The organism is Nostoc sp., assembly GCF_036917095.1.
GTDB lineage: Bacteria > Cyanobacteriota > Cyanobacteriia > Cyanobacteriales > Nostocaceae > Nostoc.
The window spans coordinates 106,504-132,600 of the sequence record NZ_JBALFH010000040.1; the positions used below are offsets into that span (position 1 = coordinate 106,504).

Sequence of the window (26,097 nt, forward strand, 5' to 3'; positions counted from 1 at the left end):
TGCACAGGAGCCAAACGGCTATTTTTCACTCTCTGCTAAAAACCCCCGGATTTGTCCGTGGGGAATTCGTTACATTCATATCGTCATTTAATCTGCGAATTAGACGGGATAACTCACGAATGATATTCACCGCAATTTCGGGAGTTTCTTCGATCGCATCATAAAGTTGCTCTTGCGTCAGTTCTAAAAATTCACAAGGTTCCAAAGTCGTTGCCGTAGCGGAACGAGGTTGAGTATCAAATACTGCCATCTCACCAAAGTATTTTCCCTGCTCCACCTCTGCCAACTGTTTATTCCCAATGTGAACTTTAACTCGACCTGACACAACAATATAGAGCGATCGCCCTTCTTCTCCCTGGCGAAAGATGGTGTAATTAGCTGGAAATGACAATTCGTTCATTACTGAAGTGAGCCGCACAATAAAATCATCCCGCAATTCCTTAAAAATTGGGACTCGCCGGACAAATAATAAACGGTCAACACTGGTTAGCATAATTACAACTTAAATATCAAACATTACTGTAAATTTTTAAAACAGAAGCTAGAGCGCGATTAGTCATATTAACCGATGTTGAACGCTAGCCGTCAAGGATATCTTAAACCTTACTGGCAGAAAACCACTGAGCATTTCTTCAATAAGAGCGATGCCTATGGCGGGAAACTACGCACAGTCAAAAACCCAAAGCACATGGTTGAATAATCAATCACTTTTATTTATCAATTTAAGAAACAAGAGTATTTGCTCTTATTTGGTTGCAAGCCATAATATTGACTTCATGAGTTCCCAAGGTACCTTGCTGAGAAAAAATCACCAATTTCACTAGAGACGTAGTTTACTGCCGTAGGCATCGCTTCTAAAAATTGGGGAATTGCCTAATAACTAACGAACCTCCATCGGTTGTCGTTAGGTAAAACAGTCACAAAATCTCCTGAACTGCCCTCGCATCGAGAAGCAGAGAAGGACAAAGACAAACAGCATTGAATTATCGCGAGCAACAATTATGACTTGGCTAATTAGTACATTAATTATTGGAATCTCTGTCGCTTTTGCAACCACCTTTGACGATAATTTATACTTGACAGCTTTCTTTGGAAAAGTCAATCGCAGCTTTCGTCCTAAGCATATTATTATTGGTGAATTTCTGGGATTCACTGCATTAGTATGTGCGAGTCTCCCTGGTTTTTTCGGCGGTCTTCTGATTCCAAGCACCTGGATTGGTTTGCTAGGTTTGCTTCCCATCGCTATTGGTATCAGTAATTTCATGAGTCGAGAAGAGGAGGGAGAGACAGTGCAAGCTGTGTCAGTTGACCTAACCTCTCCTGTCAAATCTGAACGCCAGAAGAAATCACTACTAGCAACCATCCGCGATCCTCAAACTTACCGTGTTTCCGCAGTGACCATTGCCAATGGAGGAAACAACATTGGAATTTATGTACCCTTGTTTGCCAGCAGTAATCTTCCAAGTTTGGGTGTAATTCTGTGTGTTTGCTATTTCACTGTTGGGGTATGGTGCTTACTGTCTTACAACCTGACTCGTAATCCTCTGATGGCTCCCGTTTTAACTCGCTTCGGTCGCAAAGTCTTTCCCTTTGTTTTAATTTACTTGGGACTCTCTATCTTAATTAAAAGTGAATCCTATCGACTTTTACCTAGTCTGGCAATGCTTTCCCATTAGGTATGAGGCGATGTCTACGACGAGCTACGCCTATGCATCGGCCCTGCTCTGAAAATTTGTTACCTTGGGATGCAATATCTAAGGACAAGCTGCTACACCTCTACGCAATTAGCTACTCAAAATTATTGATGTGTGCTGTGTCCTTGATATAAGCAAAAAATCAGCCGATCATTTCCCATCCAAAAAGATTTTTTAATCACTTGAATTTATCAATTAGAATCAAAATAATATTTGATGTTATCAATCAACTTATCTAAAGTGAGAATAAAGCACATTATTGATGGCTCCTATAAAAGCAAGACCACCACTACGAATCATCACAGGAAGGAACTAATGAATAAACCAAATCCAAAAAAATTAACTCAGTGGCTCGTAACAGCAGTATTTCTGGTACTTGTAGTAGGATTTTCTCTCCTTGACCAGCAAGCAGTTAAAGCTCAAACGCTAACACCATCCATATCTACGGAATCTGAATTAGCTCCAGTCATATCTCCGGTAACATCGCCAATGGAGCCTGTAACAGCACCAGTTATATCTCCGATTGCATCGCCAATAGTGTCTGTAGCAGAAAACGTTAGACGTTTATTACAAACCAATGAATGTGTCGGATGTAATCTAACTGGAGCAATGCTCAAGGATGCAAACCTGCAAGCGGCAAACTTGGAGGGTGCTAACTTACAAAATGCAGACTTAGAAAGGGCTAACTTACAGCAAACAAATTTACAAGGGGCAAACTTTCAAGGAGCAGATTTAGGCAAGGTAAACCTTTTGGGAGCAAACCTTGTGGGAGCAAACCTATTTGATGCAGACCTAGAGAAAGCTAACCTCTTGGGAGCAAATCTGCAAACCGCTAACCTACAGGGCGCAGACTTGGAAAAGACAAATCTTACAAATGCAAACATCCAGGGGATTAACCTGATGGGGGTTGATTTGGAAGATGCAATCAGACCTGAAGGATTCACTGTTCAGTAATTAAACTGAAGTTCTGTGTGCAAATGTACTAAATAGCCTCAAAAGCCTGATTCAGTAATGAATACAGGCTTTACTTTTTAAAATGTGAGTTCGACAGTTTTTTTCTACTAACACCATACGGTTACGTGGGCTTTTTTACTTTTCAGACAGGCTATTGTACTTTCAACCTGAATAAGTCGGCATGAAAAAACCAAACTATGTTTTGAGTAGGGGAGGTTTGAGATGTTTTTTAGGTACGCGAATTATACTACTTGTATTCGTTCAGACAATTTTGATGCGATTGAACAGGAAGTGACGCACTTGTTAGAACAGGAGCCAGATTGTCTGCGTATTCCCCAGCCTCCTGAGCTTGTATGCAATCTGGATGAATATCTGTGGGAAGTAATTGTACGCCAACTGGGAATTGTATGCTTTTTTAATGGAACGGGTGGGTGGATTGTTGGCTTGTTTCCTGGTAAGGGCGGATGGACGATTGTTAAGACTTGGCCAGTCGATCTGCTTTGTGCGCGAGCAGAAGGTGCTAGTCGTCCCCGGCTATCAACCCTGGCAATGGAACTAGGGTGTGATACTTTTCATTTTTGGGTGACTCGTGACATCAACTGTGTGCTACTGGAAGCTGACGCCACAGGTCGCATCTTCATTTCTGGTTCGGCTGACGATGAAGAAGGTAAAAGCTATAAATTTTACGACGAACAAATTGATGCGCCAGACATAATTCCGCAGTTTTCCCTATTAGAGGTATCACAATCAATGCAGGCGGCAATGCGAGTGTATGAAGATCCTGAAATTGCAAGAATTGAAGTTGAGTACGAGCGGCTGTTGCTAGAAGCTCCAGATTCAGAGTTATTATTTAACTTAGAAGATGAAGTATTTAAGGGTTATGCCGAACGCATTGATAATGCTTTGGCGGAAGTAATAGACAAATCCAAATCCTGGTATGTAGATTTAGCTTACGATGTCTACACAAAACCACAGAGCTTAGAAGCCAAAGGAGTACTTTTGCTGTACTTCCAACCTCCAACTACGTACAATCCTCATCCCTTTATCGTGCTACCACCTGAGCCTCTGTCTGAAGATGATGAGGATGAATCTTTCTAATAATTTCCATCAAGAAATTTTCTACGCTGTTTGATTTGTTTCCAACCAGTTAAGTAAATCCTCAAGGATTGTAAAATCCAATAAAGCCTCACCAAGTGCTTCTAATTGCTCTAGGGAAAGAGTTTCAATGCGCCCCCGAACCTCTTGTGGTAACTCTCCTACCCGTTTTTGTAGTTGCCGTAGGACGAGTGTTTGTCCTTGTTCCTGCTTTCCTCGCTCGTAACCAATGCGTTCGCCTGTGGTAATGTAGCTCATAGTCCGCTCCTGCTCAAATTGCTTAAACTCTTGCCAAAATTCTGCTTCCAAGGCTTTTGGTAAAATCATAACCCAATCAATAAATCGGTAAAGGTTACGAATATCTTTTTCTTGCAATCCTAATTCATACAATCGGCGAATCAAGCTAAATTTCCAAGCTTTACGTTCTCCTGGCTTTTTATTTGTTTGCTGTGTCTTCAAATGCGCCATTACTACAGTTGCAAATGGATTGTCACTGGCTTCTAATTCTGCCCAACGATTTTGATAATCCAGTAGCTTGACGGTTCCAAATTCAAAGTTAAGTCTGGTATTGGGATAATTATAACTATATTGATTGGGTCGCCATGTCGGGTCTGTATCGCATAAAATCGCCAAACTCATGGCAGGTTTCGCAAATCTGTCAAAAATTCGCAAGTTGTAGGAAAACATTCTTTCTGGAAAAGTATCTTCTGATTTTGCTTGGATTTCTACATGGATTAATAGCCAAGTTTCTTGTCCTTGAGTTTGCCAGACTTTAACTAATTTATCTACGTATCTCCTACCAAGTTCTGCTTCGCGGGCGATTTGTTGAAATTCCTTATCGAGAAATTCGTGGGGACGTTCCCAATTAATTAGTTCTGCCGTTTGGGGAAAGAAAAATTGCATTGCTTGGGGAAAGTAAGCTTCTAAAATTTCTTTCCACGGGCTATCATTATCTGCTCTTTCCAGTTCCTCGGTCATCAGTTGATTGCTATACCATCTAGTAATCCTAAATCATTTGTGAACAACAAGAACCCTGACTTATTGGAGAAGTTCGGGAGCTGAGGCTGGCGATTTTCATCAATATAGAAGGGATTTGCACGAAAATAGCAGTCGAACTCACGTTTTAAAAGTTTGTACCCATATAATTATCGGAACTTGCGATCGCCAGAATAGTAGATAAAGGCACTTCGGCAAAATACTGTCGCTGAAATTGTTCTTCTCTGACAGCAGCTAAAAATCTTGCAACTGCTGCGTCGGCAAGGTTTTCTGCATTATCGCTGGGATGCCAGGTGATTTGCAAAGAACGGTCTTGTCGTTTGACTGTGAACCCTAAATATTTTAAAGCTTTGATTCCTACAAGTAAGGTTTGGTCGCTGATGCCGATTTTCTCTAAAAGTTGGACGCGGGTAACTAGTTGATTTGTGCGACTGAGATATTTGGCAATTCCTACAAGAGTCAGCCAAATTTGATTGGGTGGTTGGAGGTTGGGTTTAGACCAAGCGATCGCTAATTGTTGCTGATTGTCATGCGTAGATGCAGAGGCACTTATCGTTAGACAGCGCCGCAACCAAGCGCGTAAATCATCCCAATTCGTGGGACAATCTTCAATAATCAGTGCTGAGTCCTGAGTGCTGTTAGCGCTAGCGAGGCGTTGAGCCAGTACTGAGTGTTCTTGATTTCGCCAGTCTAAGATCAGTGGTGAGTTCCGAGTGTTTAGTGCTGAGTTAACACTGGGACGCACGGCAATTAATCTGATTTCATAACGTTTTTTGAAGGTGTTGTAGTCTAGTTCTGCTATGCAATCACACCTTCCTATGGGCAATTCATCTTTGTAGTGCCCCCACCATATACCAGGAAAAGCACTTCTGCTGGAATCATCCCGAATATCAAACTCGGTTTTAATGTACTGTACCTTTTTCCCTTGCCAATCCTGCTGATTGCGATGCCAAGAATTTTCAAACCAGCAGTTTTGGATTAGCAACTTCGGTACAGGGTTACCCATTCCACAAGGTTCTAGTAGTTTCAGTTCCAGAAATAACTCTTTCCCCAAGTCTGCTACTGTTACCGTCAAGTCTGCTTGCACGGTTGGCGTTAGGGTTGTACTACCTAAAGATTGCCGCAATTGCTGATTAATCGCCGCTGTAAATAAAGGAATATTCTCTACTAACAAACTCAAACCCGCTGCAAAGGGATGTCCTCCAAAGCGATGTAACAAATGTGCTTGGTCTTTCACCAGTTGGTATAAATCGACAGAATTAACCGAACGGGCAGAACCACGGGCGAGGGGAGGGGATGAAGGGGATGAGGAAGTAAGATTTTCTCCCTCATCTCCCCCATCTCCCACTGTTCCTTCCGTACTTAACAAAATAGTCGGGCGGCCTGTTTCTTGCGCTACCTGTCCAGCAACTAAGCCCAATACACCCGCAGGCCATTGGGGATCTTCTAGGACTATGACGCTGGTGGTTGATAGGTCTAATTGAGTAAGTTTTTGTGCTACTTGCGCTTGCACATCTTTTTGCAAAGATTTGCGACGGGTGTTTGCGAGTTCTGTAACTTCGGCTAGTTCGTTACAACGTTTGGCATCGCGACTAGTTAATAATTCAACGCAGAAGCTGGCATCGCCTTGGATACGGCTGACGGCGTTAATTCTTGGCCCTAAACCAAAGGAAATATCTGTGGGGCGATCGCCATTTTTCTGGCACAATTCTAATAACCGCCCCACCCCCGGACGCCGACGCGCTGCTGCTGGCTGTTGAAAATCTGCTTGCAGTCGTTGGATTCCCAACTGTGCCAAATAGCGACAATCTCCACTTAACTGCACCAAGTCGGCAATTAATCCTACTGCTACTAAATCTAATAAATCCTCTAAGGGATATTGCGCTACATTGGGCAGGCTTTGATACAAAGCTTCCACTAACTTATAAGCCACCGCTACCCCAGAAAGATTGAACAATTGATGTTCTTTGGGCAAATAGCGGGGATTGATAATTGCTGCGACGGGTGGGCGTTCGGTGGGTAATGTGTGATGGTCTGTAACTATTACATCTATACCTAGTTGTTTTGCATAGATAATTTCCTCAATATTTGTGCTGCCTGTGTCGCAAGTAACTATTAATTTACAACCTTGTTTTGCTAAATTATCAATCCCTTGATTATTTAGCCCGTGGGATTCTTTCAGGCGATTGGGAATGTAGTAAGTTAAGTGGATATTTTGTTTGAAAAATTGCCCTAATCCATCCCAAAGTACAGATGTGGCGGTAATGCCATCAGCATCAAAGTCTCCCCAGATAGCAATTTTTTCTTTGGCGTTATATGCTTGTTGCAAGCGGGCGATCGCTAAGTGCATTTCTTGCCCAAACTCAAACGGACTTGCTGGTTGATAAGCTTTATGATTGATAAATGCTGTTAATTGTTGACGATCTTTAATTCCCCGTTGCCACAACAATTGTGCTGCATATATTCCACTTGAGGCAGGTGTATGCTGTTTCACCGCTTGGATAAACCACTCCGGGGGTTGTTCGGTTGCTGCTATAGTCCACTGCTGTTGTTCTGGCATATTAAACTTAGGAATTAGGGGTGAGAAGTTAGGAGCTTAGAGTTTTAATTTATAACTCCTAATTACTAACTTTTAACTGTTAGATTGCAGATTTATCGTCGGTTTGAGATTCACTCACTAGGGGATTGAGAACTACTTCATTGGCGACGCTATCAGGTTTACGGGAACGAATTGCTGGACGCGTAGGCGTAGCCCGTCGTAGACATCGCCTGTAACCTGCTCTTTCAGCTTTTTGATGTTCGTAATCAATCAATCTGCCATAATATTCATGCTTGCTTAAATTCATCGATAAGAAAATATGCTGGCGAATATTACCAAAACCTTTGCGGTTAAAAAACTTTAATGCTGAAGTATTGGTAGGATCGGTATCTACCAGCATAAACCGCGCCCCATCTTCAATCATCCGCGCGACGACTTTATCAACTAACTTGTCTGCTACTCCCCGACGCTGGAATTTTGGACTCACTCCCAGCCATAAAATGTATCCATAAGTCCAGGATGCTTTGGTGATGATGGTTCCCAAAATGAATCCTGCTAATTCTCCGTCTGTTTCAGCCACAAGGCAATATTCTGGATCGGTGTTGTAAAGTCCAATCACCTCCCATTCATCCCAGGTGCGGTATAAATAAGGATATAAATCGCTAGTAAATAACCCTTCTCCCAAGTGGTAAATGGGAGCAATGTCATCAATTCCTAGTTCGCGGACATAAATGGTTTCTGTTTCGTCAAAACTTGACATAAATTTATAAGTTGTAATTTGTTTACGTACACATATATGATTCTAGAATTTTAGATATATCAACAAAACATTTATTTAACAAGATTTATTTTGTCAGCTAACACCACTATGTTAAATTTTGGCTGCAAGGAACTTTCAAGAATGTTGATATATCACACAAAGCATTTGTATTTGATTGCGATGTCTTTATTCAAGAAATAGCTAATATTTTAGAAAATGCAGTTATTCTTAACCAAAGTAATGAATCGATTGCTTTTATCGAAAATAACTTTTCATGCCTTAAAAATCCTGATGAAGGCGAGCTTCTAGATTATTCATGGAAAGAAATGATAGAGACTGAGGACATAAACCAGTATGGTGATTTTGCAATTACCAAGTATTATAATCCTCAATGTAATATTGGACTTGGCTATAATTGGATGCCTCTCTATGATATCCTACCCAATGAATTGGATAAAGATGTATCTCCCTTGTTAGGTAAATTTTTCGGCATTCCAGGAAACTATTTTAACCCTGGCAAAATGGGATCGTATTTTCAATCTCTTGAGCAAGTAAAGAATAACTTTGAATTGCTTAATTTTTTATTGAATGAGAATAAAGAACATTTACCGAATTTAGCCCTTTTAATGAAAATGCTTTCAAATGCTTTAGATTTAAAAAAAGGACTTAATATTACTTTTTAAATTTTAACAAGAGTCTAAAGGTGTAAGGGATCTGTTTTAGCAACAAAATCCTGCGAATCAAATTAAAGTGATACTTCTTGAATGCTGTCAAAATTTGGCAATGAGTCTTTCACTGCTTCTTCAGTAGCTTGTGTGCGTAGTTTACCACCGTAGGCATCGCACCGTTTAGCAAATTGACAAGAATCGCAAATTTTGCTGCCATCAACCACTTGGGGAAACTGCTGGTTATTTTGGTAATTTTCTAGCCAAATAGTTAACTGACTTAACAGTTGATTAAGTTTCTTTGCTATTTGCGTATGTTGAACAGTATTGTAATTAAATTTAATATTTTGCGGTTTCCCCTCAGATTGGACAAACCAGTAAGTCATGGAAATATTTTCTGGCAAATAGTCGCTAGTTTCAGCCAATACATACAGATAAAGCCGTGTTTGCCAGTTGGATTCTAACTTGTGTTTATTGGGTGGTTTAGGATAAGTTTTCCAGTCGAGAATTTGCGCTTGTTGGTTATCTGCAATCAATAAATCATAGACAACCGTCAGCAAATAATCCTGAACTTGCAGAGTGCGGTAGTGTTCGCTTTCACGGAAAGTTTGATTATCAGATGCAGCGGTTAAAATTTCCGGGGCTGCATCAGCAAAACCTAGCATCCAGCTTTGCAGTTTAGCATCTGCTTGCAGGAAACTATCAATTGGCAAACCCATTTCTCGCTGCTGCATTAGCAGGTGAAAACGACTACCCAAAGTTTGCCGTTCTTCTTGTTCTGGATTTGAGGGGGAATTGAGTTGTTCTAGATAGGTATGTTGAAATTTACGCGGACAAGCTTCTAGTAAGTTAAGTTGTCCTTGAGAAAGTCGCAGTAGTTGAGTGGGAGTTGACAGCATTCTTCTATTTTAGAAGCGATCGCTTGATATTCAGCCCTTACGAATGAAGTTGCGGCCAAATGAAAAACGATAGAAATCGATGGTCAAATCCTGATAAGTGGTAAGTGTCTAAAAATACTGAGTAGGCGTAGCCCGTCGTAGACATCGCTAAGACTCTACGAAGGAATGAAGATCGCTGGTTACCGAGTTAACCGCAGCGCAGTAACGCTAAAAGCTTTAGGGCAGTGGAAGATTAAGAGCAAAAATAAAAGGTAAAAGAATGAATTTTGCCTTTTTCCTTCATCCTTTTACCTTTTTTATGTACCTGATGCTTATTTTATGTTAGCCCTTGCATCCCTCACTGCGGCAAAGAAAAATAATCCTGTGAGTGGAATGCTCAATACTAGGATAATCGCAGTGGCCGTGAAACCAAAATCTGGTTGCCCGTAACCGAGTTCAAAAATCGAACCGACAGCTGCGATCGCGCTTACACAAGAACCACCCAGAAATAAACCGCTTTTTGGAGTTAAATACACTACTAGCCCCCTATACTATTGGTTTCACCGCTTGATACGAGAAGCCATTCTTAGATAGCTCCTGGACTAAAGTCAAGGAGTTTTCTACACGGTCTACAAAAACCACGCCGTTGAGGTGATCCATTTCGTGCTGAATGCAGCGTCCCAGGAGGTCATTAGCCTTTAATGTCCGGGGACGACCATACTCGTCTTTATAGGCGATTTCCACGACTTCGGGGCGCTTTACATCTAGATATACATTGGGAATGCTCAAGCATCCTTCTTGGGCAACAGAGATGTCACGGCTTACTTGTTTAATAGTGGGGTTAATCAACACCAAAGGCGGATTAGCTGCGTTCTCTGGTTCCAGGTCGATGACAACTAGTTGTTTGTGAATTCCCACTTGGGGTGCAGCCAAACCAATGCCATCTTTGCTGTACATAGTTTGCAGCATTTCGCGCACCAGTTGGCGAAGTTCGTCATCTACTTTAGAAATCCGCTTTGCAGCTTGACGCAGCACGCGATCGCCTAAATAATGAAGCTCCAAAGGTGGATTTTTTAACTTTTTTTTCTCTACAGCAATTTCAGAGGGCATGAGTCTCGATGGCTAGATGGTGAAAATTCCTACTATCTTAATTCTATAGGACTCATATTTGATTTTTGAACAAGACTCAGTACGAATCTATCCCTTCTTTCTTGTTCCCCGTTCCCCGTTCCCTATTCCCTGCCCACGCCAGTAAATTCAGGGAGCAAACCGGATTCCTATAGATCAATCTTAGTTAGACCTAGTACCAATCTCTAAAATAATTCTACTGAAGTCACGTTGCACCATACTTGGAGTCATAATTTTATCTAGGCTTACGTCATTACAACAGTACTTTTCAAGCTTCTGAGTCTCACCTAATGTGAAATTGATTGTAAGTTTTTTGACAGCCTATTTTTTATTCCCGTCTAATTGCAACTAGGATTCCTATACAATAATTTATTATTAGGAAAAAATTTATTAAATCTGTTTTTATTAATGAAAACTAGATTTAACAATATTTTCTCGCATCTTCACCACATTCATTGACTAAATATAATAAACACTTAAAACGAAGACCAACTATTTGTTCGTAGAGGGGGTTCAATTTACACAAAGGGGGAATCTGAAGCAGAGTCCGACCGAAAAATGTAACAGTTCTTTCAAAAGGGCAATTGGATGGAATTATTTTGCACAATAGTTTTGCTAGATGATAATTATGTATTTCTAAGGACTCTAGCTGATATTGAATCTGGCTTAAGAATTTATTATTCAAATTGGCTTTATTTAAGAAGTTCATCATTTAAATCTCCTTTAATTAATCAATCTTGTTTGTTCCTTTAAAGTTACAGCTATCCTTAGATACTAAACATCGTAAAATTACCAAACTATTTGTCCACTTTTCTAAAGTCAGTTTTAAAAACAGTAAAATTGCTTAGAAACCAAAACAGGTAGCCAATTCTTATCAATAGCAGTAGAAGCAAGAGTGAGTGTATCTATGGTGAATAACAGGAAAATCGGGTAAATTGTCGAGACAGCAAGAGGGTACAGGAGGAGGAAGGAAGCAGTAATGTATAAAAGCTGATGTATTGGCAAACTTGGCGCTATTGACTATAAATAGTGGTGTTATTGACGCAAAGACGCAAAAGTTGAACTTAGCGCCTTGGTGTTAAGTTCAACTTTTGAGGCATGTATGTTTAAATCTCTGACAAAACTTGACTATCTGCTCAAAGAAACTTTCCTCGGTTTATTGCGGGGAGGTTGGATGAATTGGGCAGCGGTAAGTACTGTGACGGTGTTACTATTTTTATTCGGCTTGAGTTTGCAAACCTCTTGGCAAGTCGAAAAACTCCTTTATCAGTTTGGTAGCCAGTTAGAAGTATCGGTTTATCTCGAACCGGATACGCGAATCGATAGCATTGAGGCACTAATAACAAAAATGCCAGAAGTGGCGGCGATACAAACTATTACCAAAGAGGAAGCTTGGACTAAGTTAGTTAAGGAAATGAGAATTTCTGATATTGAGGGTGCTACCCAGCAGCTAGGCGAGAATCCTCTGGTTGATGAGATGAAGGTGAAAGCACGTAATTCTGAGGTTGTGCCAACCTTAGCAACGCACCTGGCTAGGCTACCAGGGGTTGAGACTGTGCAGTATGTCGATGAAGCAGTCAAACGCATTGCCCAGTTGCACCAAGGTTTGAACTGGATTACTTTAACAATTACGATTATTCTGACTTTAACAGCGATCGCAGTGACTACCACGACAATTCGCTTGATAGTCATGGCGCGACGCCAGGAAATTGAAATTATGCAACTAGTGGGAGCAACTTCTGTTTGGATTTACCTCCCATTTATTTTACAAGGAATTACCTTTGGCTTAGTTGGTGGTGCGATCGCTTGGAGTTTCATTTCTGTGATTCAACAGTTTCTCGGTAAGTTGCTAGTCAATCAACCTGAGTTTATCCAAGTCATCACCAACAGAGTGCAACTCACTCCAGCGGAAATTTTATTATTGCCCCTGATTCTTTTGAGCTTCGGTGCAGCTGTAGGATTAATGGGAAGCTTATTTGCTGTCCGACGCTTTGCTAAAGGTTAGGCGTGGGGCATTATTAGGCATTGGGGATGGGTAGGACAAAGGAAGAATCGCTATGAAATCACAATGGGAATGTTTTTTGCAGAATCTCGGTGTTTGGGAAGGTTCATTCACCAACTTTTCTCCCCAAGGTATACTTCTCAACGATACTCCTAGTCGTCTTTCCCTAGAACGTTTGAACGATAACCAGAAAGTGCGTCTAACTTTGAGCCGTTCGGAACAAGATTTAATCAGAGAATTTAGTTCTGTGGGAGGGGGTCTGCTGTTTTTTGAAAATGGTTCATTTTCTGAAGGTTTAATTCAGCTAGGGCCATTTTCGGAATTTGGGGCAGAACTTGCTTTTGTTTGCGAAAATCGGCGCTTGCGTCTGGTGCAACTGTTTGATAAGACCGGTCAGCTAAAGGAAATAATCTTAATTCGAGAACATTTAGCTGGAACCCCAGCAGCAGAACGTCCAACTTTGCAGATAAATGACTTATTGGGAGAATGGCAAGGCCAAGCAGTGACAATATATCCAGATTTGCGTTCGCCTGATACTTACTCTACAACTTTGAAAATACAACTTGATGATGCTGGGCGATTAATTCAAACTACCTCTTTTGGAGAACGCACAATTACCTCAACTGCTACCATCAAAGACCCCATCATCCTCTTTGACCAAGATCCCGAAAAGCAAGTACAAGTCTTATTGTTACCAGATGGCGCTTCTGCAACTTCTCCTCTCAAGGTGCAGTTACGTCAACTGATATTTCTGGAAGTGGGTTGGTTAATCCAAACAAACCTGCGTCAGCGGATGATTCGCAGCTACAACGATAAGGGCGAATGGGTTAGTCTGACATTAGTTACTGAAGAAAAAGTGTAAAAGATTTGTGAGTTTGCGATCGCTTATCCCCGATCATTTCGATTAGCGCTTCGCCTACCATAAGCTTCATCCAGGTAAAATAGCGTAACTATCTGAGCCGATAATTTCAAGGAAACTCAAGTAAAAAAATAACAGACAAGCTTTTAACGCTGCTCCCATTAACAACTTCAGCAGCTAACGGCACAGTTCGGCCGCGCCAACCGATCGATCCATCTGTAAAATAACAAATAGCAGTAGTACAACTTACCCTTAGTAAGGAAACCTTAAATGGTACAAACCCCTGCTAAACCCTTAACTCTAAGTGAATTCCTGGATCTGCCAGAAACAGAACCTGCCAGTGAATACATTGATGGGCGTATCATCCAAAAACCCATGCCGCAAGGAGAACACAGCGCAATTCAGACCGAGTTAGCACCTGCAATTAACTTGGTTGTCAAACCCCAACAGATTGCACGGGCTTTCTGTGAGCTTCGCTGTAGCTTTGGCGATCGCTCAATCATACCTGACATTTCTGTGTTTATGTGGGACAGAATTCCTCGTAAAGAAAATGGTGGGGTTGCTAACGTCTTCTCAATTGCCCCAGATTGGACAATTGAAATTTTATCTCCCGATCAAAGTCAAACTAAAGTTACCAAGAATATTCTGCATTGCCTGAAGTATGGAACTCAGATGGGATGGCTGATTGATCCTGAAGAAAAATCTGTGTTTGTTTACTTGCCAGATCGACCAACCACTTTTTACGAGGAACTAGGAACACAGTTACCAGTGCCGGAATTTGCTAAAGATTTCAGCCTGACAGTAGAAGGTTTATTTAGCTGGTTGCTGGAGTGACCGTTTTTGAATAATTGCTAGTCCGCGCCCCGATCGCCACTGTTTTCAATATAACGGCGCAAAACTGAGTTAATCAGTGCTTTGTACTCTGCACCTTGTTTACGAAACCACGTTATCACTTTTGAATCTAACTCAATCAGGTCACTGGCTCGTGTTGCGGGAATCTTCAACGTGGCATTTTCAAAAAACTCATCGCTCAATGGTGGAATATCTGAGTAATCAATGTCCTCATCCTTCATCGCCTCTAATGCAGCCGAATTCCGGTACAGCTAATTGTTAAAATAACACAGCGTCTATTATTTCAATGCTGAATCGACCATTCTTTAATACCACACTATGCCATTCCTCGTCACCCATCTCGTTATAGTGTAGGTAGCCATCGCGGAATGCACAAACACTTTTAGGTTCAAGAAGCAATAATTCCCAAAACGCCTTGGCAATACGTTCATAAATCTTAGTTAATGAAGCATCTGGATTAAAACGCAGTCCAGCGCGAAGGTTGTAGTCTTCACAGATGAATGGGTATGCTATCCAGTCTCCATTTGACCCTAGCTCACAAGCCACGAACATTTGCTCGATGAGTGCATATTTGTAGTCTGGAATAGACAAGCTTATCAAAATATTAGAACCAAATATGGCTGGAATTCTAGCTCGTACCCACACTGCATTAACTGATTCTCCAAATAGATCGTGGCATCTGTGTAAAATACTTGGAGGTTGTCCCTGAATGTAATCCGAAAGAGGAAACATTGGATCTTCTCCAACCCTCCGATATGAGATGATTTCTAGTTCGCTACCCAAGTCACCCAATAGCGCAATAAAAACAAACCCACCATACTGGGCACATTGTCCAAGAATCTGATGAAACCATCCATGTTTGATAACAATGGAAACCATCAATCAAACTACTTTTTCATCCTAATAATTTTGTCATTATTTATACTAAGCTACAAGCACGTTGCAACGCTTGCTTAAGTAGTATTTGATATTCTTCATCCTCAACCCGATAAGCGCCAAATCTTTCCAAATGCGGATTCATCATTTGGGCATCAAAAAATACAAATTGCCTCTGACGCAATCTTTCCACCAACTTAACCATCGCTACCTTCGAGCCTTCAGGAATCCTGTAAAACATCGACTCGCCAATAAAAGCACCGCCAATAATAATCCCCAAAATTCCCCCAGCTAGCTCATCACCCTGCCAAGTTTCAAAACTATAAGCGTAACCATTCTGGTAAAGTAGCCAGTAAATCTTTTGCAATTCCGGTGAAATCCAAGTTGTCTCTCTGTCAGCACACCCAGCCACCACAGCTTGAAAGTCCCGATTAATCGCCACACTAAACCGCTCTTGATTCAAGACACGCTGCAAAGACTTAGGATAGCGAAACCGTTCATCCAAAGGAATAAAAGTCCGATCGCGACTTCCGTACCAACTCAGGCGATCGCGCTCATCAGCCATGAGAAAATAGCCTTGTGCATAGCCATCAACAATAGCGGCGATATCATATTGCATAAATAAATACAAAAAACACTAGAGAAACGCAATTTGATGCTAACAGTCATTCTCTGCGTTCCTCTGCGTTTCCCTCAGCGTCCCTCTGCGTTTAAAAAAAATGACTCAACCAATTCCACCCATCACCTTACCACCACCTGAAAATCCGTTGCTCGAAGGTGAATGGTTACGAGAACGCTTACAACGGTGGCTAGATACAGAATTTATCCCCGAAGCAGTCAACCAAAATATCGCCCAACGAGCAGCACAGATTTTTGTGCGTCAACGGATGGAAGGAGAAAACGACCTTGGTTCTCTGGTAATTGCCATTGTCACAGAGATGCAGTCGTATGATTTTTCCAATAGCTTCTACGGAGAATTTGCGATCGCCAACGCCGTCAGCGATCTACTCTTAGAAAGTCTGGGAATTGATAAGTGTTGCGGTCAATAACTTTTGTCATTTGTCATTTGTCCTTTGTCATTTGTTCTTTACCAATGACTAATGACTAATGACTAATGACTCTTGATTACCAACTAGACTTAACGACTCCAGGCAAAAGACCTTCATGCGCCCATTCTCGCAGCACGTTCCGAGACAGTCCAAAATCGCGGTAAACACCTCTAGAACGACCAGTCAGCCAGCAACGGTTGCGGTGGCGGGTGGGCGCACTATTCCGGGGTAGCTGTTGAATCTTCCGGTGGATTTCTAGCTTATCCAAAGGAGATGCTGCACTTTTGAACTCTTCCAGAAGAGCTTCCCGCTTATCAGCATACTTTTCTATCAACTTGGTGCGCTTTTTCTCGCGCTCAATCATGCTCTTTTTTGCCATATATTCTCTAACTTATTTAAAGACACCATTCCCCATTCTACAGTCTCCCCATCAATTCTAGGGTTATTCGTGTCGCCTACTGGTCTGTCAAGTTGAAATTGACTGATACGGATTAAGGCTGAAATGAGGGCGAGGAGAGTTCTTTCTTCACATCTACTCGTTTGACCAAGAGGTCAGTTTACTAAGCTAAGGCGCATTCAAGTTGAATATTAGCAATTGCCAAAAGGCTGGCTAGGATTGCATTTGTTCATTTTGAATTTTGAATTTTGAATTGCTTACCACTGGCTTATTCGCAACAGGGCATAAATCGGCAAGCTCACAAGCAATGCATACGGGAGAGCGTGCTTTACAAATAGCACGACCGTGATAAATCAGCCGAATTGACCAATTTTCCCAATCTGATTGCGGCAATAAACCCATTAAATCTTGCTCAATCCGAACGGGGTCTGTATGTTCAGTTAAACCCAAACGCTCGCACAGGCGCTTGACATGAGTATCTACCGTCACCCCAGCATTAATGCCATAAGCATGAGCAAGAACTACATTTGCAGTCTTCCGCGCCACACCTGGAAGCTTTAACAACAGCTCCATTTGGTTGGGGACAACAGAGTTAAACTCAGTGACAATCATCCGACAGGCGGCTTGAATGTTTTTGGCTTTATTGCGATAAAACCCAGTTGAACGCACCAAGGTTTCTAATTCTACCAAGTCAGCGATCGCTAAACTCTCAGCATCAGGAAATCTATCAAATAAAGCTGGTGTCACCTTATTCACCCGCTCATCAGTACACTGAGCAGAGAGAATAGTTGCCACTAACAGTTGTACTGGCGTTGAGTAATTCAAAGAGCAAGTAGCATCTGGATAAAGACGCTTCAGACGAGCTAAAATTTCTAGCGATCGCTGCTTTTTAGACGAGGATTTACGGGTGATGCTCACTGGAACAATTTTTGTACCCATTCCAATTGGCTAGTTAATTGGGTGGTTTCTTTGACTATTAGAAAAAGTCCTAATCCTAAAAGGAACACCAAACCGGTTTGCATTACACCTTCTTGAATGCGGGCAGGCACAGGCTTACCGCGCAAACCTTCAATTAGCAGAAAAGCGAGTTGTCCGCCATCCAAAGCTGGTAGAGGCAAAATATTGATAATAGCCAAGTTAATGCTGATAATTGCCGCAAAAGACAATAGGTTTGCACTATTGTCCTCAGCTAATTTTGCACCTATTTTGACAATATTAACTGGCCCAGAAACTTGTCCAGCAGTTTGTTGAAAATTGGTAATTAACTGCCCAAAACCGCTGAGTGTACCAACAAATAATTGTTGAAACCTATTAGCAGCAATACCAAAAATTTCAAAAGGATTATTAGGACGGCGATAAACTGGTGTAGCATTGGGGCCAAGTGCCACACCAATTACACCTTTGCCATCGTTTCCCAGTTTTGGTGTTAATTTCAGGGATTGTTGTTGGTTTTCATGTTTAATTTTCAGTTCGATTTGCTGATTGGGATGAGTTTGAATTTCTTTTGTCAGCAAAGCCGTTGATTTTTCCGAAGCAGGGAGTTCCTGACCATTAACAGCCAGAATAATATCTCCTTCCCGAATTCCTGCTTGGTAGGCAACAGATTCTTGATTAACAGGCTGTACAACGACACCAGGTTGAAAGTTTAATTCCTTGGGAATGCCAACAATACCCAATTGCAGAACTAATACCAGGTAGGCAAATATTAAATTTGCGATCACTCCGGCACTGATGACGATCGCCCGGTCTAAAACTGGACGGTTACGCAGCAGATTTGGGTCATTGGGTGGAACATCGCTATCGGGGTCATCATCGGGAAAGCCCACAAAGCCGCCCAAGGGAAAGGCACGGACAGCATATTCGGTTTGTGAACCTTGGTACTTCAAAAGAACTGGGCCAAAACCCAAAGAAAAACGATTAACGAGAATGCCTTGAGAACGTGCTGCAACAAAATGTCCCAACTCGTGTACCAAGATCAAAACAGCCAAGACTGCGATCGCCGCTAAAACTGACATAGAGCAAATTAGTGAAAATATTAAGCTATAGTTATCTCCATTCTAATTGGGCATTGGGCATTGGGCATTGGACATGGGGCATTGGTAAAAGACAAAGGACTAATGACTAATGACTAATGACTACTGACTAATTACAAGACTTCACGCCCCAAGTAAGGTTGCAGCGCTTCTGGTATCCTCACCGTGCCATCAGGTTGTTGATAATTCTCCAAAATTGCTGCCATCGTCCGTCCCACTGCCAAACCAGAACCATTCAGGGTATGCACAAACTGAGTTCCTTTCTTCCCCCCCTCTTTGAAGCGAATATCAGCCCGTCGCGCCTGGAAATCTACAGTATTGGAACAGCTAGAAATTTCGCGGTATTTGCCAGAAGAGGGCAACCAAACCTCTAAATCATAAGTTTTGGTAGAAGAAAATCCCAAATCTCCAGTACTTAAATTTACTACTCGGTAAGGCAACTGCAACGCCTGTAAAATTGCTTCGGCATTCCCCACCAATTTCTCCAGTTCATCAAAAGAGGTACTGGGTTCGACAAATTTCACCATTTCCACCTTGTTAAATTGATGCAGGCGAATTAATCCCCGCATATCGCGCCCATAACTACCAGCTTCGCGCCGAAAACAGGGAGTAAAAGCACAATGGTAGATAGGCAAGTCTTCAGCAGCGAGAATTTCACCACGGTAAAGATTTGTAACTGGAACCTCTGCCGTAGGAATCAGCCACAAGTCGTCATCAGCGCATTTAAAGCTTTCTTCAGCAAACTTGGGTAACTGACCGGTCGCCGTTAAAGAGTCGGTATTCACTAACAGCGGCGGACTGACTTCCACATATCCAGCTTGAGTATGGAGAGCCAACATAAATTGAATTAATGCCCTCTCCAATGCCGCACCAGCGCCTATCAGTGTCACAAAGCGACTTTGGGCAACTTTCACCGCTCGCTCAACATTGAGAATGCCTAGCTTTTCGCCTATTTCCCAGTGAGGGAGAATATTCGGGTTTTGGGGAATGTACTCATCACCCCAACGGCGCACTTCTACGTTATCTTCCTCATTCTTTCCAAGGGGTGTAGAGTCGCTTGGCAAGTTGGGAAGTGCCAACACAAGTTGGGCAATTTCAGCTTTGAGGTCTTTTTCCTGGGGTTCTAGTTGGCTCAACGTAGCTTTGACAGAGTTACCCTCATCCCGCAAAACTTGAATTTCTGGGTCTTGAGGATCGATCCCAGATTTAATCTTTTGCCCGACAATTTTACCGATTTCGTTGCTACGAGCTTGGAGTTGACCGCGCGTCCCCTCTAGTTCCCGTTGTTGCCGATCTAACTTTAATATCGGTTCAATATCGTATTTACCACTACGACTGTCCAATCGTTGTTGAACTAATTGCGGATTTTCCCGTATTTGCTTGATATCCAGCACAGATTTTTCTCAGTTTTTAGCCTATTATCTTCCTGCCAACACATCAGCATATACTGATTTTGGCTTGCCACGAGCAGAAAAGAAGTCAAAATTGCTGATTTTTGACTTTTACCTTTTCTTCCGACTCTCCTATCTAAGGTCGGTTAATGCGATTGAGTAGCCAAAGGGACGCCACAAGCCCTGCAAAATGGGCTGAAACAGTGTTAGTGTTTGCCTGTACCACAAGCATATCTAGACCACTAATAATCCGGGTGGGGTCAAAAAATTGGGTAGTTATAGCTTGGGGAGATATGGATCTTGCTACTAGCGTCCCAACGATCGCTTGCGCCCCCAAAAGAGTTACCAGCGTTCCCCCTAAATTCACCCACAGTCCTAAGCGTAATACTTGTACAGTCTCGCTTTTCCGAGGGCGGTTGCTGGGATTGGAAGATTCCAATTGCTTGCCAATTCTAGTGTAACGGTAAGCTAAATAAATGCCCCCAGCCAAAACAACCAGTCCACAAATTGCTAAAAATACGCCAAAGCCAGTCCCAGGATTATTACTAGGACTGCCAGTTCTTTGATTAAAGATGGCGAACAGTAGCACAATTATGCTAGAAACAACGCCTAGTACAAGCTGAATCCAGAAGCTAATCCAACCTATAAGGCGAAAAGTTTGGGCAATTGCCCGCAGAGTTGAGGAAGATGATGGGGTATCGGGAGTTTGTGACATACTGATCGCTAATGTGCTGGGCGCTTTCAAAGGACAGAGAAACATGGAAAGTCTGAGCAGCATCTGACGCTGAACATAACTTCTCCTAAGGGAGACGCTACGCGAACAGGGGACACGGAAAGCTTTGTTCCGAGGTATCGCACTTTGCGTCTCTCCCTTTCCTAGTCTTTGCGTCTTCTTTGATAAATTTACTATCACACTTGCCAAATAAGACAAGAGATTCTCTTGCCGAGGAAATCAGAGATGGTTACTGCTTAGGTGTGCCCAGAGGTGTAGCAGCTTTAATCCAGACATCTGCCTTAGCTTAAGCTTTTAGAATCTACATTGGGAAAATCACTGTAAAACAAAGTGTTTATTAAGTTTTACAGACAAAATAGCATTTTACCTGTAGAATTTCTTCGATGGCGTTTTATTGCTTAAGCAGTTCTAACCAGATCGGCATCACTTAACACCAAGATAGTGACTTTGCCACTGTCTGCTCGCTCCTCACCACACCGTATCGAGCTTGGGTAGGGGTGCACTTTTTTGTGCCCCTAAACTCGCAAACTCGTCCCACAACTTCACAGACGTGGTACTTAATTTGGTGTTTACGCTTTGGAAATCTACTCTAAGTAGCTTTATATATATTACTCACTTAGCAGTAGCACTATATACTGACTATAAGGATTGTAGACCTTACTCTAAAGCATTTTTTTAGCCATTCACTAACCATGAAACTTGAGGATATATATCAATTCTTTGAGAATCCTCCGCCAACTTACCTTTGTCAGGAAGTAGCAGTTTGTTACATACTGTCTGTTCTGTTACAAGGTGAATCTTACGGAACCGAGTTGATTGAGCGATTAGAAACTGAATATCCCACGTATAGGCTTTCGGATACTGTACTTTATAGTGCAATCAAATTTCTGGAAGACCAAAGGGCAATCACTGGATATTGGAAGAAACTCGAAGGACGGGGACGCCCCAGGCGGATGTACCAAGTTTCTCCAGAATGGCAAGTTCAAGCGCAGGATTTAGCTTTTCTTTGGCAAAACTACATCAACGGGAGGACAAAGTAACGAATAATTGATAATAAATAAGTCTCTTCCAGTCAAACACTAACAATTAGTTATGGATACTGCTATTCTGCCATCTACGTTCCTGCTAACCTTGTTGTTATCGGTTGGGCTGTTTTTCTTTATTCGTGCCTCGACTAAAGACCGCACAGAAACAGCAAAACTGGTATCTGAGCAAGATGAAGCTGCTTTAATGTCCCAATTAAAAGAGTATTTTCGCTCGCGGTCTTACCGAGTGGCAGGGGTAGACCCAGAACAAAACCAGGTGACTTTTGAAGGTAATGTTCGCCCCAGCTGGTTCTTAGCTATATTTCTAACTCTGCTAGCAGCTACTGGTATTGTTTGTCTATCACTAGTCGTGTCCCTGCTTTTTCCTAGCCTCAGTACCCTTGTTCTGGCTATGGTACTGCTGTCGCCTTTAAGCGGTCTATTTTATTGGAAAAAATCTGGAAGGCTTGAGAAGGTATCGCTCAAAGTAGAAACAACTCAGAGCGGACAAACCTCCTCAAGTAAGATTGCTATAGTTGCCCATCGAGATGAACTCAGTGAGTTACAGAGGACTCTACAGCTAAAGCCTGGGGAATAATTGTTGATTTTTGTGACCATCTTTTTACTATGATATGCAGACTTCTGACCTGACCTACTCTTTAGGCAATGGAAAGTAGGAAGGAGGAAATCAAGACTACTGCTTTGTCAGTTTTCCCCACAACTTATGTCGTGGGGAAAAATTTAAATTTATTAACTTAAATTTGTTGACAGAGCTTGCCTAACAATCTACGGCATAAGAGCACAACTTCACTAGCGCTTTTAGAGGCGCTTGGCCCTATACCTACTCCCTTCTGCATCATGAGACTACTATCAACCTATGCAACCTAATGTGGTTTGAGACAAGTTGACTTTCTAATTGCCTGGACTAGATTTACTGGCAAATCAGCTACAAACTAAAAAAAAATTAAATTTTGCATAAACCGAGCAATTTTGCCAGTTAATGATAGTCAGGAGCCACATTCAATGCGTAAGATGACCATCTATGGTTCACCTACTAGCTAAAGCAAGAGGTTCTTGACCTGGTGAAGGTTCTAACACTCTCAAGCTAGGAAACAAGAAATGGTTTTCCTCTACATATTGAGCACCAAACAGTCCCTTTTCTGCCCAGAAATAACGGTCTGTGGTGTGTTCATTTCGCTTTACGAGTAGCAATGCCGGTGGCAAAATCCCTTCAGCTTGAATGAATCTTCTCGCTGCTGTCACAGGTTTTTCTTCGCCACTTTCGATGCTATATTGAGGCACATGTTCCAGAATCCGTCGTCCTTCCTGGCGACGACGACTTTTCCTTTTGCGTCTTCTTGCCAATTTATTGTCCTCCTCTTTCAAGCTATAGATTGTAGTGATAGCTACAAAATCCGTCGTCATTATATAGGTTCTAGTTCAAAATATCAATAGTTTTTAACCTTTTGATTTAAGAAAATTAATACCTTTGAAGAGAGAGAAAACAAAATTACCATTCGGATATAATCCCCTGGTACAAACCATTCATGTAGAAGATTTTAGTTAAGCTTTATTAAATGAGTGAGGTAAAAACTAAGTATCCTCTCTTAATCATGCCTCAAAATCTGTAATATTGAGCAAGAGCTAAAAAATGTTAATGTCTGCCAGTTCCGATTTTCTTGCTCTGTGTCGAGAGCAAATAGCGCTGCTAACCCAAGGGCTGGGAGCAACTTTAAGTATTGTGTACCTAACACAAGAATTGGTAGAGACTCCTTCAGGTGAGGCCAAACTGATTCCCGTAGTAATTTACCCGGAAACAGCATTATTACCACCAGGGGAGGAGACTGCTGAAGCGATAGTACACAAGCAACTTCAAGTTGGAAATGTGTTTGTATTACCCAATCGTCAGAGAAGGTTATTGACAGCAAGGTCAGAATCTCCAACCTCGTCACGGGAGTCTGAGATACCAGATGCGTCTCAACCCGATCAAAAAGAGGAATACCTCATTAGTGGCAACCAAAGTGTTTTGCCTCTGATTTATGAGGGTGTAATGATGGGGTTACTGGTAACACGTAGGGAAGACCGCGCATGGAATGAACACGAGCAAAGTCAGATTCAACGGATAGCCCAAACGCTAGCGATCGCTTGTATTTTAGATCAGCGGCGAGCCTGGTTTGAGCAACAGTTGCACGAACAACAAATTCTCCAAGAACAACAGCGGGATTTGTTGGATAACCTATTGCATCAGTTTCGTAACCCATTAACGGCGTTGCGGACTTTTGGTAAACTGCTGTTGAAACGACTCCGACCAGCAGACGTCAACCGAGATGTAGCAAATAGTATCGTGCGGGAAAGCGATCGCCTCCAAGAATTGCTGCAACAATTCGATCGAGTAATTGATTTGACAGAGGCAGATTTAGCACCACTAAATCTGGCGAAAAATGAAGTATTTGTAGAAGCAACTATCCAAAAAGACGCTAAACCGCCGCTATTATTGCCGGGAACGGGAGATAAAGCAGTTGACTGCTCGTTAGCAGATATATTAGAACCATTATTAATATCAGCCAAAGCAATAGCACAAGAGCGAAAGATAAAACTTTTAGCCGAAACTCCACAGAATTTACCACTAGTGCGTGCTAACGTCAAAGCATTACAAGAGGTGTTAACTAACATTATTGATAATGCTTTGAAATACACTCCTACTGGTGGCGAAATTTCGATCCAGGCGGGGCAAGAAAAAGCTAATTTTCAGGGAATTGTTATCAGTGACAACGGGCCTGGCATTCCACCCCAGGATTTAGAGCATCTTGGAGAACGGCATTATCGGGGTGTACAAGCGCAAACAGAAATACCCGGTACAGGTTTGGGGTTAGCGATCGCTAAACAATTAATAGAGCAAATGCAGGGCGAAATCGAGATTTTCAGCCCTGCAATCAACTCTAAGCTAGCTTCACCCGATACGCCGGGAACTACGTTTATTATTTGGTTACCGGAAGTCGAGAATTAGTCATTAGTCATTGCTCATTAGGGACTTCCAAGAAATAAATTAATCAGCAAAAATCATAAGTTTACATGAAAAGGATAATGATAATCATTATGAGGGGGTGAGAGGTGGTTGCCGACGGCAATAATTCTCTTTGGTAGGCGAAAAGCAATTATTGACCTTCAGACTGCAAGTATCTTCAGGCAAAATCCTACTTTCGCTTCAAAAACGCTCCAACTTATATACAGCAAGGCTTTTCAGACCATCTTGCTGCTTTTTACTTGTATCTCGGCTCAATACCTATAAGATACTTATTTTCTCATAAATATTTCAATAAGTGGTCAGACAAAAATATTTACAGTCATTGCGATTGCTTTATTCCGCAACTCTTGGAGACGCTACCGCGAACGCTCCATTCGCAATGATCATTGTGTAATTAATTCTGTCTGACTACTTACTGCTTCACTCATGCCATTTATATTCCCAATACAAAGCTTTCAGAATGAAGACAAAGTATACTTAGCTACTATCATAGGGCGATCTTAGTGTGCCAGTTGCGTAATTCCTGGCTGAGTATAAATACTTACCCCAACACATCCCCAATTAGTGTGAGTCGTCCCCAATCATCCCCATATTTATCCCCACTTACTCTTCATTTATTTGTGGAGGTTCTTCTAAAAAGCCAGCAATTGGGAGAGGGAATTCACGGTTATTGAGTAGTATTTCAAAGCATTCATCTTCTGAAATTCCGTGTTTTTTAGCTTTGTAGGCTAGTAGCTCTTTAAACGCTCCGATATTTCTTCTTATGTAAAATGAAGTTGTTGAGGCTAAATTAGCCCTTACAGATCGCTCCATTAGCTTTGAGACTACCAAAAACCAATCTTTATCAAAATCTGATAAATTTATTGATCCGACATTTAATTTAGCCATTTTTTTACCTCTTGATTTCTTCCATATTACACTTGTTTTATACTGATACACTTGCTTAACACTGGTGATACAATTTACGTGTACGAACTTTTTTTGATATATGGATGTTAAACCTATATAACATTGGTATACTAAAGAGGCAGACAAATATACAACATCTGACCAGACAGGTATACGCTACAAGGTTAGGCAGAGGATAGTAACTTGTCTTGTAGCTACTTGGACACGTCTTAGACTGTCGGTTTCTTGTCCGTTCCT

At 41.8% G+C, this 26,097-nt stretch carries 30 protein-coding genes; 12 read left to right on the forward strand and 18 right to left on the reverse strand.

Features of this window, described 5'->3' with window-relative positions:
* Positions 1 to 25 precede the first annotated feature (25 nt).
* Positions 26 to 493 (reverse strand): Crp/Fnr family transcriptional regulator, encoded by a 468-nt coding sequence (locus V7L01_RS19930; protein ID WP_335037655.1) that lies wholly within the window; start codon positions 491 to 493, stop codon positions 26 to 28.
* A 75-nt stretch (positions 494 to 568) separates the two neighbouring features.
* On the opposite strand from V7L01_RS19930, the gene V7L01_RS19935 reads away from it, so the two are divergent.
* The 4 genes from V7L01_RS19935 to V7L01_RS19950 all read left to right on the forward strand — a co-directional run bounded on the left by V7L01_RS19935 (position 569) and on the right by V7L01_RS19950 (position 3,746).
* A complete protein-coding gene (locus V7L01_RS19935) occupies positions 569 to 700 on the forward strand; it encodes a hypothetical protein (RefSeq protein ID WP_335037657.1) in 132 nt (43 codons plus the stop codon).
* 301 nt (positions 701 to 1,001) lie between these two features.
* Positions 1,002 to 1,676, forward strand: a complete 675-nt coding sequence (locus V7L01_RS19940; RefSeq protein ID WP_335037660.1) for a cadmium resistance transporter — start codon at positions 1,002 to 1,004, stop codon at positions 1,674 to 1,676.
* Positions 1,677 to 2,009: 333 nt separating this feature from the next.
* Entirely contained in the window at positions 2,010 to 2,648 is a 639-nt protein-coding gene (locus tag V7L01_RS19945) for a pentapeptide repeat-containing protein (protein WP_335037663.1), read from the forward strand.
* Between the two features lie 222 nt (positions 2,649 to 2,870).
* Positions 2,871 to 3,746 carry a hypothetical protein gene (locus V7L01_RS19950; RefSeq protein ID WP_335037665.1) on the forward strand — a complete coding sequence of 292 codons (876 nt, stop codon included), beginning with the start codon at positions 2,871 to 2,873 and terminating at the stop codon, positions 3,744 to 3,746.
* A gap of 21 nt (positions 3,747 to 3,767) precedes the next feature.
* On the opposite strand, the gene V7L01_RS19955 is transcribed toward V7L01_RS19950, so the two are convergent.
* The 3 genes from V7L01_RS19955 to V7L01_RS19965 form a co-directional block, all read right to left on the reverse strand.
* A complete protein-coding gene (locus V7L01_RS19955) occupies positions 3,768 to 4,721 on the reverse strand; it encodes a DUF4351 domain-containing protein (RefSeq protein WP_335037667.1) in 954 nt (317 codons plus the stop codon).
* A 145-nt stretch (positions 4,722 to 4,866) separates the two neighbouring features.
* On the reverse strand, positions 4,867 to 7,299 hold the full coding sequence (gene recJ / locus V7L01_RS19960; RefSeq protein ID WP_335037669.1) for a single-stranded-DNA-specific exonuclease RecJ: 2,433 nt from the start codon (positions 7,297 to 7,299) through the stop codon (positions 4,867 to 4,869).
* Positions 7,300 to 7,378: 79 nt separating this feature from the next.
* On the reverse strand, positions 7,379 to 8,038 hold the full coding sequence (locus V7L01_RS19965) for a GNAT family N-acetyltransferase (protein ID WP_335037671.1): 660 nt from the start codon (positions 8,036 to 8,038) through the stop codon (positions 7,379 to 7,381).
* A gap of 326 nt (positions 8,039 to 8,364) precedes the next feature.
* Here V7L01_RS19965 and V7L01_RS19970 point away from each other — a divergent pair, with 326 nt between their 5' ends.
* Entirely contained in the window at positions 8,365 to 8,721 is a 357-nt protein-coding gene (locus V7L01_RS19970) for a hypothetical protein (RefSeq protein WP_335037673.1), read from the forward strand.
* 62 nt (positions 8,722 to 8,783) lie between these two features.
* Here V7L01_RS19970 and V7L01_RS19975 read toward each other — a convergent pair whose 3' ends face one another.
* From V7L01_RS19975 to V7L01_RS19990, 4 genes are all read right to left on the reverse strand, one after another.
* Positions 8,784 to 9,602: a PD-(D/E)XK nuclease family protein gene (locus tag V7L01_RS19975; protein WP_335037675.1), complete on the reverse strand. Its 819-nt coding sequence runs from the start codon at positions 9,600 to 9,602 to the stop codon at positions 8,784 to 8,786.
* 311 nt (positions 9,603 to 9,913) lie between these two features.
* Positions 9,914 to 10,117, reverse strand: coding sequence for a hypothetical protein (locus tag V7L01_RS19980; RefSeq protein ID WP_335037676.1), 204 nt, complete (start codon positions 10,115 to 10,117; stop codon positions 9,914 to 9,916).
* Between the two features lie 10 nt (positions 10,118 to 10,127).
* Complete coding sequence (gene def / locus V7L01_RS19985; RefSeq protein WP_335037679.1) at positions 10,128 to 10,691, reverse strand: peptide deformylase; 564 nt, start codon at positions 10,689 to 10,691, stop codon at positions 10,128 to 10,130.
* A 439-nt stretch (positions 10,692 to 11,130) separates the two neighbouring features.
* The gene (locus V7L01_RS19990) at positions 11,131 to 11,418 is read right to left on the reverse strand and encodes a Mo-dependent nitrogenase C-terminal domain-containing protein (protein WP_335038432.1); all 288 of its coding nucleotides are present in this window, start codon (positions 11,416 to 11,418) and stop codon (positions 11,131 to 11,133) included.
* 393 nt (positions 11,419 to 11,811) lie between these two features.
* Here V7L01_RS19990 and V7L01_RS19995 point away from each other — a divergent pair, with 393 nt between their 5' ends.
* The 3 genes from V7L01_RS19995 to V7L01_RS20005 all read left to right on the forward strand — a co-directional run bounded on the left by V7L01_RS19995 (position 11,812) and on the right by V7L01_RS20005 (position 14,404).
* Entirely contained in the window at positions 11,812 to 12,714 is a 903-nt protein-coding gene (locus tag V7L01_RS19995) for a cell division protein FtsX (RefSeq protein WP_335037681.1), read from the forward strand.
* A gap of 52 nt (positions 12,715 to 12,766) precedes the next feature.
* Positions 12,767 to 13,573 carry a DUF3598 family protein gene (locus tag V7L01_RS20000; protein WP_335037684.1) on the forward strand — a complete coding sequence of 269 codons (807 nt, stop codon included), beginning with the start codon at positions 12,767 to 12,769 and terminating at the stop codon, positions 13,571 to 13,573.
* Between the two features lie 267 nt (positions 13,574 to 13,840).
* Positions 13,841 to 14,404 (forward strand): Uma2 family endonuclease, encoded by a 564-nt coding sequence (locus tag V7L01_RS20005; RefSeq protein ID WP_335037686.1) that lies wholly within the window; start codon positions 13,841 to 13,843, stop codon positions 14,402 to 14,404.
* 17 nt (positions 14,405 to 14,421) lie between these two features.
* On the opposite strand, the gene V7L01_RS20010 is transcribed toward V7L01_RS20005, so the two are convergent.
* Genes V7L01_RS20010 through aat form a run of 3 tightly spaced genes read right to left on the reverse strand, consistent with a single transcriptional unit; the run spans position 14,422 to position 15,917 of the window.
* Positions 14,422 to 14,643, reverse strand: a complete 222-nt coding sequence (locus tag V7L01_RS20010) for a BrnA antitoxin family protein (RefSeq protein WP_335037688.1) — start codon at positions 14,641 to 14,643, stop codon at positions 14,422 to 14,424.
* Between the two features lie 37 nt (positions 14,644 to 14,680).
* Entirely contained in the window at positions 14,681 to 15,301 is a 621-nt protein-coding gene (locus V7L01_RS20015; protein WP_335037689.1) for a hypothetical protein, read from the reverse strand.
* Between the two features lie 40 nt (positions 15,302 to 15,341).
* Positions 15,342 to 15,917 (reverse strand): leucyl/phenylalanyl-tRNA--protein transferase, encoded by a 576-nt coding sequence (gene aat, locus V7L01_RS20020; protein ID WP_335037691.1) that lies wholly within the window; start codon positions 15,915 to 15,917, stop codon positions 15,342 to 15,344.
* A gap of 100 nt (positions 15,918 to 16,017) precedes the next feature.
* Here aat and V7L01_RS20025 point away from each other — a divergent pair, with 100 nt between their 5' ends.
* Positions 16,018 to 16,347 carry a hypothetical protein gene (locus V7L01_RS20025; RefSeq protein ID WP_012410384.1) on the forward strand — a complete coding sequence of 110 codons (330 nt, stop codon included), beginning with the start codon at positions 16,018 to 16,020 and terminating at the stop codon, positions 16,345 to 16,347.
* A gap of 76 nt (positions 16,348 to 16,423) precedes the next feature.
* On the opposite strand, the gene rpsN is transcribed toward V7L01_RS20025, so the two are convergent.
* From rpsN to V7L01_RS20050, 5 genes are all read right to left on the reverse strand, one after another.
* Positions 16,424 to 16,726 (reverse strand): 30S ribosomal protein S14, encoded by a 303-nt coding sequence (gene rpsN / locus V7L01_RS20030; protein WP_335037693.1) that lies wholly within the window; start codon positions 16,724 to 16,726, stop codon positions 16,424 to 16,426.
* Between the two features lie 231 nt (positions 16,727 to 16,957).
* On the reverse strand, positions 16,958 to 17,683 hold the full coding sequence (nth, locus tag V7L01_RS20035) for an endonuclease III (protein WP_335037695.1): 726 nt from the start codon (positions 17,681 to 17,683) through the stop codon (positions 16,958 to 16,960).
* Positions 17,659 to 18,759, reverse strand: coding sequence for an RIP metalloprotease RseP (gene rseP / locus V7L01_RS20040; RefSeq protein ID WP_335037696.1), 1,101 nt, complete (start codon positions 18,757 to 18,759; stop codon positions 17,659 to 17,661). Before rseP ends, nth begins: the two co-directional genes overlap by 25 nt.
* A 131-nt stretch (positions 18,760 to 18,890) precedes the next feature.
* Positions 18,891 to 20,171, reverse strand: coding sequence for a serine--tRNA ligase (gene serS, locus V7L01_RS20045; protein WP_335037697.1), 1,281 nt, complete (start codon positions 20,169 to 20,171; stop codon positions 18,891 to 18,893).
* Positions 20,172 to 20,304: 133 nt separating this feature from the next.
* Positions 20,305 to 20,883: a DUF3611 family protein gene (locus V7L01_RS20050; RefSeq protein ID WP_335037699.1), complete on the reverse strand. Its 579-nt coding sequence runs from the start codon at positions 20,881 to 20,883 to the stop codon at positions 20,305 to 20,307.
* A 710-nt stretch (positions 20,884 to 21,593) separates the two neighbouring features.
* Between V7L01_RS20050 and V7L01_RS20055 the strand changes: the two genes are divergently transcribed.
* Both V7L01_RS20055 and V7L01_RS20060 read left to right on the forward strand, forming a co-directional pair.
* Complete coding sequence (locus V7L01_RS20055; RefSeq protein ID WP_335037701.1) at positions 21,594 to 21,941, forward strand: PadR family transcriptional regulator; 348 nt, start codon at positions 21,594 to 21,596, stop codon at positions 21,939 to 21,941.
* A gap of 52 nt (positions 21,942 to 21,993) precedes the next feature.
* Entirely contained in the window at positions 21,994 to 22,524 is a 531-nt protein-coding gene (locus tag V7L01_RS20060) for a cofactor assembly of complex C subunit B (RefSeq protein ID WP_335037703.1), read from the forward strand.
* Positions 22,525 to 22,973: 449 nt separating this feature from the next.
* Here V7L01_RS20060 and V7L01_RS20065 read toward each other — a convergent pair whose 3' ends face one another.
* The gene (locus V7L01_RS20065; protein WP_041566316.1) at positions 22,974 to 23,291 is read right to left on the reverse strand and encodes a DUF3155 domain-containing protein; all 318 of its coding nucleotides are present in this window, start codon (positions 23,289 to 23,291) and stop codon (positions 22,974 to 22,976) included.
* A gap of 286 nt (positions 23,292 to 23,577) precedes the next feature.
* Between V7L01_RS20065 and V7L01_RS20070 the strand changes: the two genes are divergently transcribed.
* Entirely contained in the window at positions 23,578 to 24,933 is a 1,356-nt protein-coding gene (locus tag V7L01_RS20070; RefSeq protein WP_335037706.1) for a GAF domain-containing sensor histidine kinase, read from the forward strand.
* A gap of 621 nt (positions 24,934 to 25,554) precedes the next feature.
* Here the strand turns inward: V7L01_RS20070 and V7L01_RS20075 are convergent.
* The gene (locus tag V7L01_RS20075; RefSeq protein ID WP_335037709.1) at positions 25,555 to 25,839 is read right to left on the reverse strand and encodes a hypothetical protein; all 285 of its coding nucleotides are present in this window, start codon (positions 25,837 to 25,839) and stop codon (positions 25,555 to 25,557) included.
* Positions 25,840 to 26,097 lie beyond the last annotated feature (258 nt).

What these genes read in the sequence shown, in the direction of transcription:
- V7L01_RS19930 (WP_335037655.1), bottom strand. Translation starts at nt 493, where the DNA reads ATGCTAACCAGTGTTGACCGTTTATTATTTGTCCGGCGAGTCCCAATT.
- V7L01_RS19965 (WP_335037671.1), bottom strand. Translation starts at nt 8,038, where the DNA reads ATGTCAAGTTTTGACGAAACAGAAACCATTTATGTCCGCGAACTAGGA.
- def (WP_335037679.1), bottom strand. Translation starts at nt 10,691, where the DNA reads ATGCCCTCTGAAATTGCTGTAGAGAAAAAAAAGTTAAAAAATCCACCT.
- V7L01_RS19975 (WP_335037675.1), bottom strand. Translation starts at nt 9,602, where the DNA reads ATGCTGTCAACTCCCACTCAACTACTGCGACTTTCTCAAGGACAACTT.
- V7L01_RS19940 (WP_335037660.1), top strand. Translation starts at nt 1,002, where the DNA reads ATGACTTGGCTAATTAGTACATTAATTATTGGAATCTCTGTCGCTTTT.
- aat (WP_335037691.1), bottom strand. Translation starts at nt 15,917, where the DNA reads ATGCAATATGATATCGCCGCTATTGTTGATGGCTATGCACAAGGCTAT.
- V7L01_RS19995 (WP_335037681.1), top strand. Translation starts at nt 11,812, where the DNA reads ATGTTTAAATCTCTGACAAAACTTGACTATCTGCTCAAAGAAACTTTC.
- rseP (WP_335037696.1), bottom strand. Translation starts at nt 18,759, where the DNA reads ATGTCAGTTTTAGCGGCGATCGCAGTCTTGGCTGTTTTGATCTTGGTA.
- V7L01_RS20010 (WP_335037688.1), bottom strand. Translation starts at nt 14,643, where the DNA reads ATGAAGGATGAGGACATTGATTACTCAGATATTCCACCATTGAGCGAT.
- V7L01_RS19955 (WP_335037667.1), bottom strand. Translation starts at nt 4,721, where the DNA reads ATGACCGAGGAACTGGAAAGAGCAGATAATGATAGCCCGTGGAAAGAA.
- V7L01_RS20070 (WP_335037706.1), top strand. Translation starts at nt 23,578, where the DNA reads ATGTTAATGTCTGCCAGTTCCGATTTTCTTGCTCTGTGTCGAGAGCAA.
- V7L01_RS20075 (WP_335037709.1), bottom strand. Translation starts at nt 25,839, where the DNA reads ATGGCTAAATTAAATGTCGGATCAATAAATTTATCAGATTTTGATAAA.
- V7L01_RS20000 (WP_335037684.1), top strand. Translation starts at nt 12,767, where the DNA reads ATGAAATCACAATGGGAATGTTTTTTGCAGAATCTCGGTGTTTGGGAA.
- nth (WP_335037695.1), bottom strand. Translation starts at nt 17,683, where the DNA reads ATGGGTACAAAAATTGTTCCAGTGAGCATCACCCGTAAATCCTCGTCT.
- recJ (WP_335037669.1), bottom strand. Translation starts at nt 7,299, where the DNA reads ATGCCAGAACAACAGCAGTGGACTATAGCAGCAACCGAACAACCCCCG.
- V7L01_RS19950 (WP_335037665.1), top strand. Translation starts at nt 2,871, where the DNA reads ATGTTTTTTAGGTACGCGAATTATACTACTTGTATTCGTTCAGACAAT.
- V7L01_RS20015 (WP_335037689.1), bottom strand. Translation starts at nt 15,301, where the DNA reads ATGGTTTCCATTGTTATCAAACATGGATGGTTTCATCAGATTCTTGGA.
- V7L01_RS20055 (WP_335037701.1), top strand. Translation starts at nt 21,594, where the DNA reads ATGAAACTTGAGGATATATATCAATTCTTTGAGAATCCTCCGCCAACT.
- V7L01_RS20050 (WP_335037699.1), bottom strand. Translation starts at nt 20,883, where the DNA reads ATGTCACAAACTCCCGATACCCCATCATCTTCCTCAACTCTGCGGGCA.
- V7L01_RS20025 (WP_012410384.1), top strand. Translation starts at nt 16,018, where the DNA reads ATGACTCAACCAATTCCACCCATCACCTTACCACCACCTGAAAATCCG.
- V7L01_RS20060 (WP_335037703.1), top strand. Translation starts at nt 21,994, where the DNA reads ATGGATACTGCTATTCTGCCATCTACGTTCCTGCTAACCTTGTTGTTA.
- V7L01_RS19970 (WP_335037673.1), top strand. Translation starts at nt 8,365, where the DNA reads ATGATAGAGACTGAGGACATAAACCAGTATGGTGATTTTGCAATTACC.
- V7L01_RS19935 (WP_335037657.1), top strand. Translation starts at nt 569, where the DNA reads ATGTTGAACGCTAGCCGTCAAGGATATCTTAAACCTTACTGGCAGAAA.
- V7L01_RS19945 (WP_335037663.1), top strand. Translation starts at nt 2,010, where the DNA reads ATGAATAAACCAAATCCAAAAAAATTAACTCAGTGGCTCGTAACAGCA.
- V7L01_RS19990 (WP_335038432.1), bottom strand. Translation starts at nt 11,418, where the DNA reads ATGAACTTCTTAAATAAAGCCAATTTGAATAATAAATTCTTAAGCCAG.
- V7L01_RS20005 (WP_335037686.1), top strand. Translation starts at nt 13,841, where the DNA reads ATGGTACAAACCCCTGCTAAACCCTTAACTCTAAGTGAATTCCTGGAT.
- rpsN (WP_335037693.1), bottom strand. Translation starts at nt 16,726, where the DNA reads ATGGCAAAAAAGAGCATGATTGAGCGCGAGAAAAAGCGCACCAAGTTG.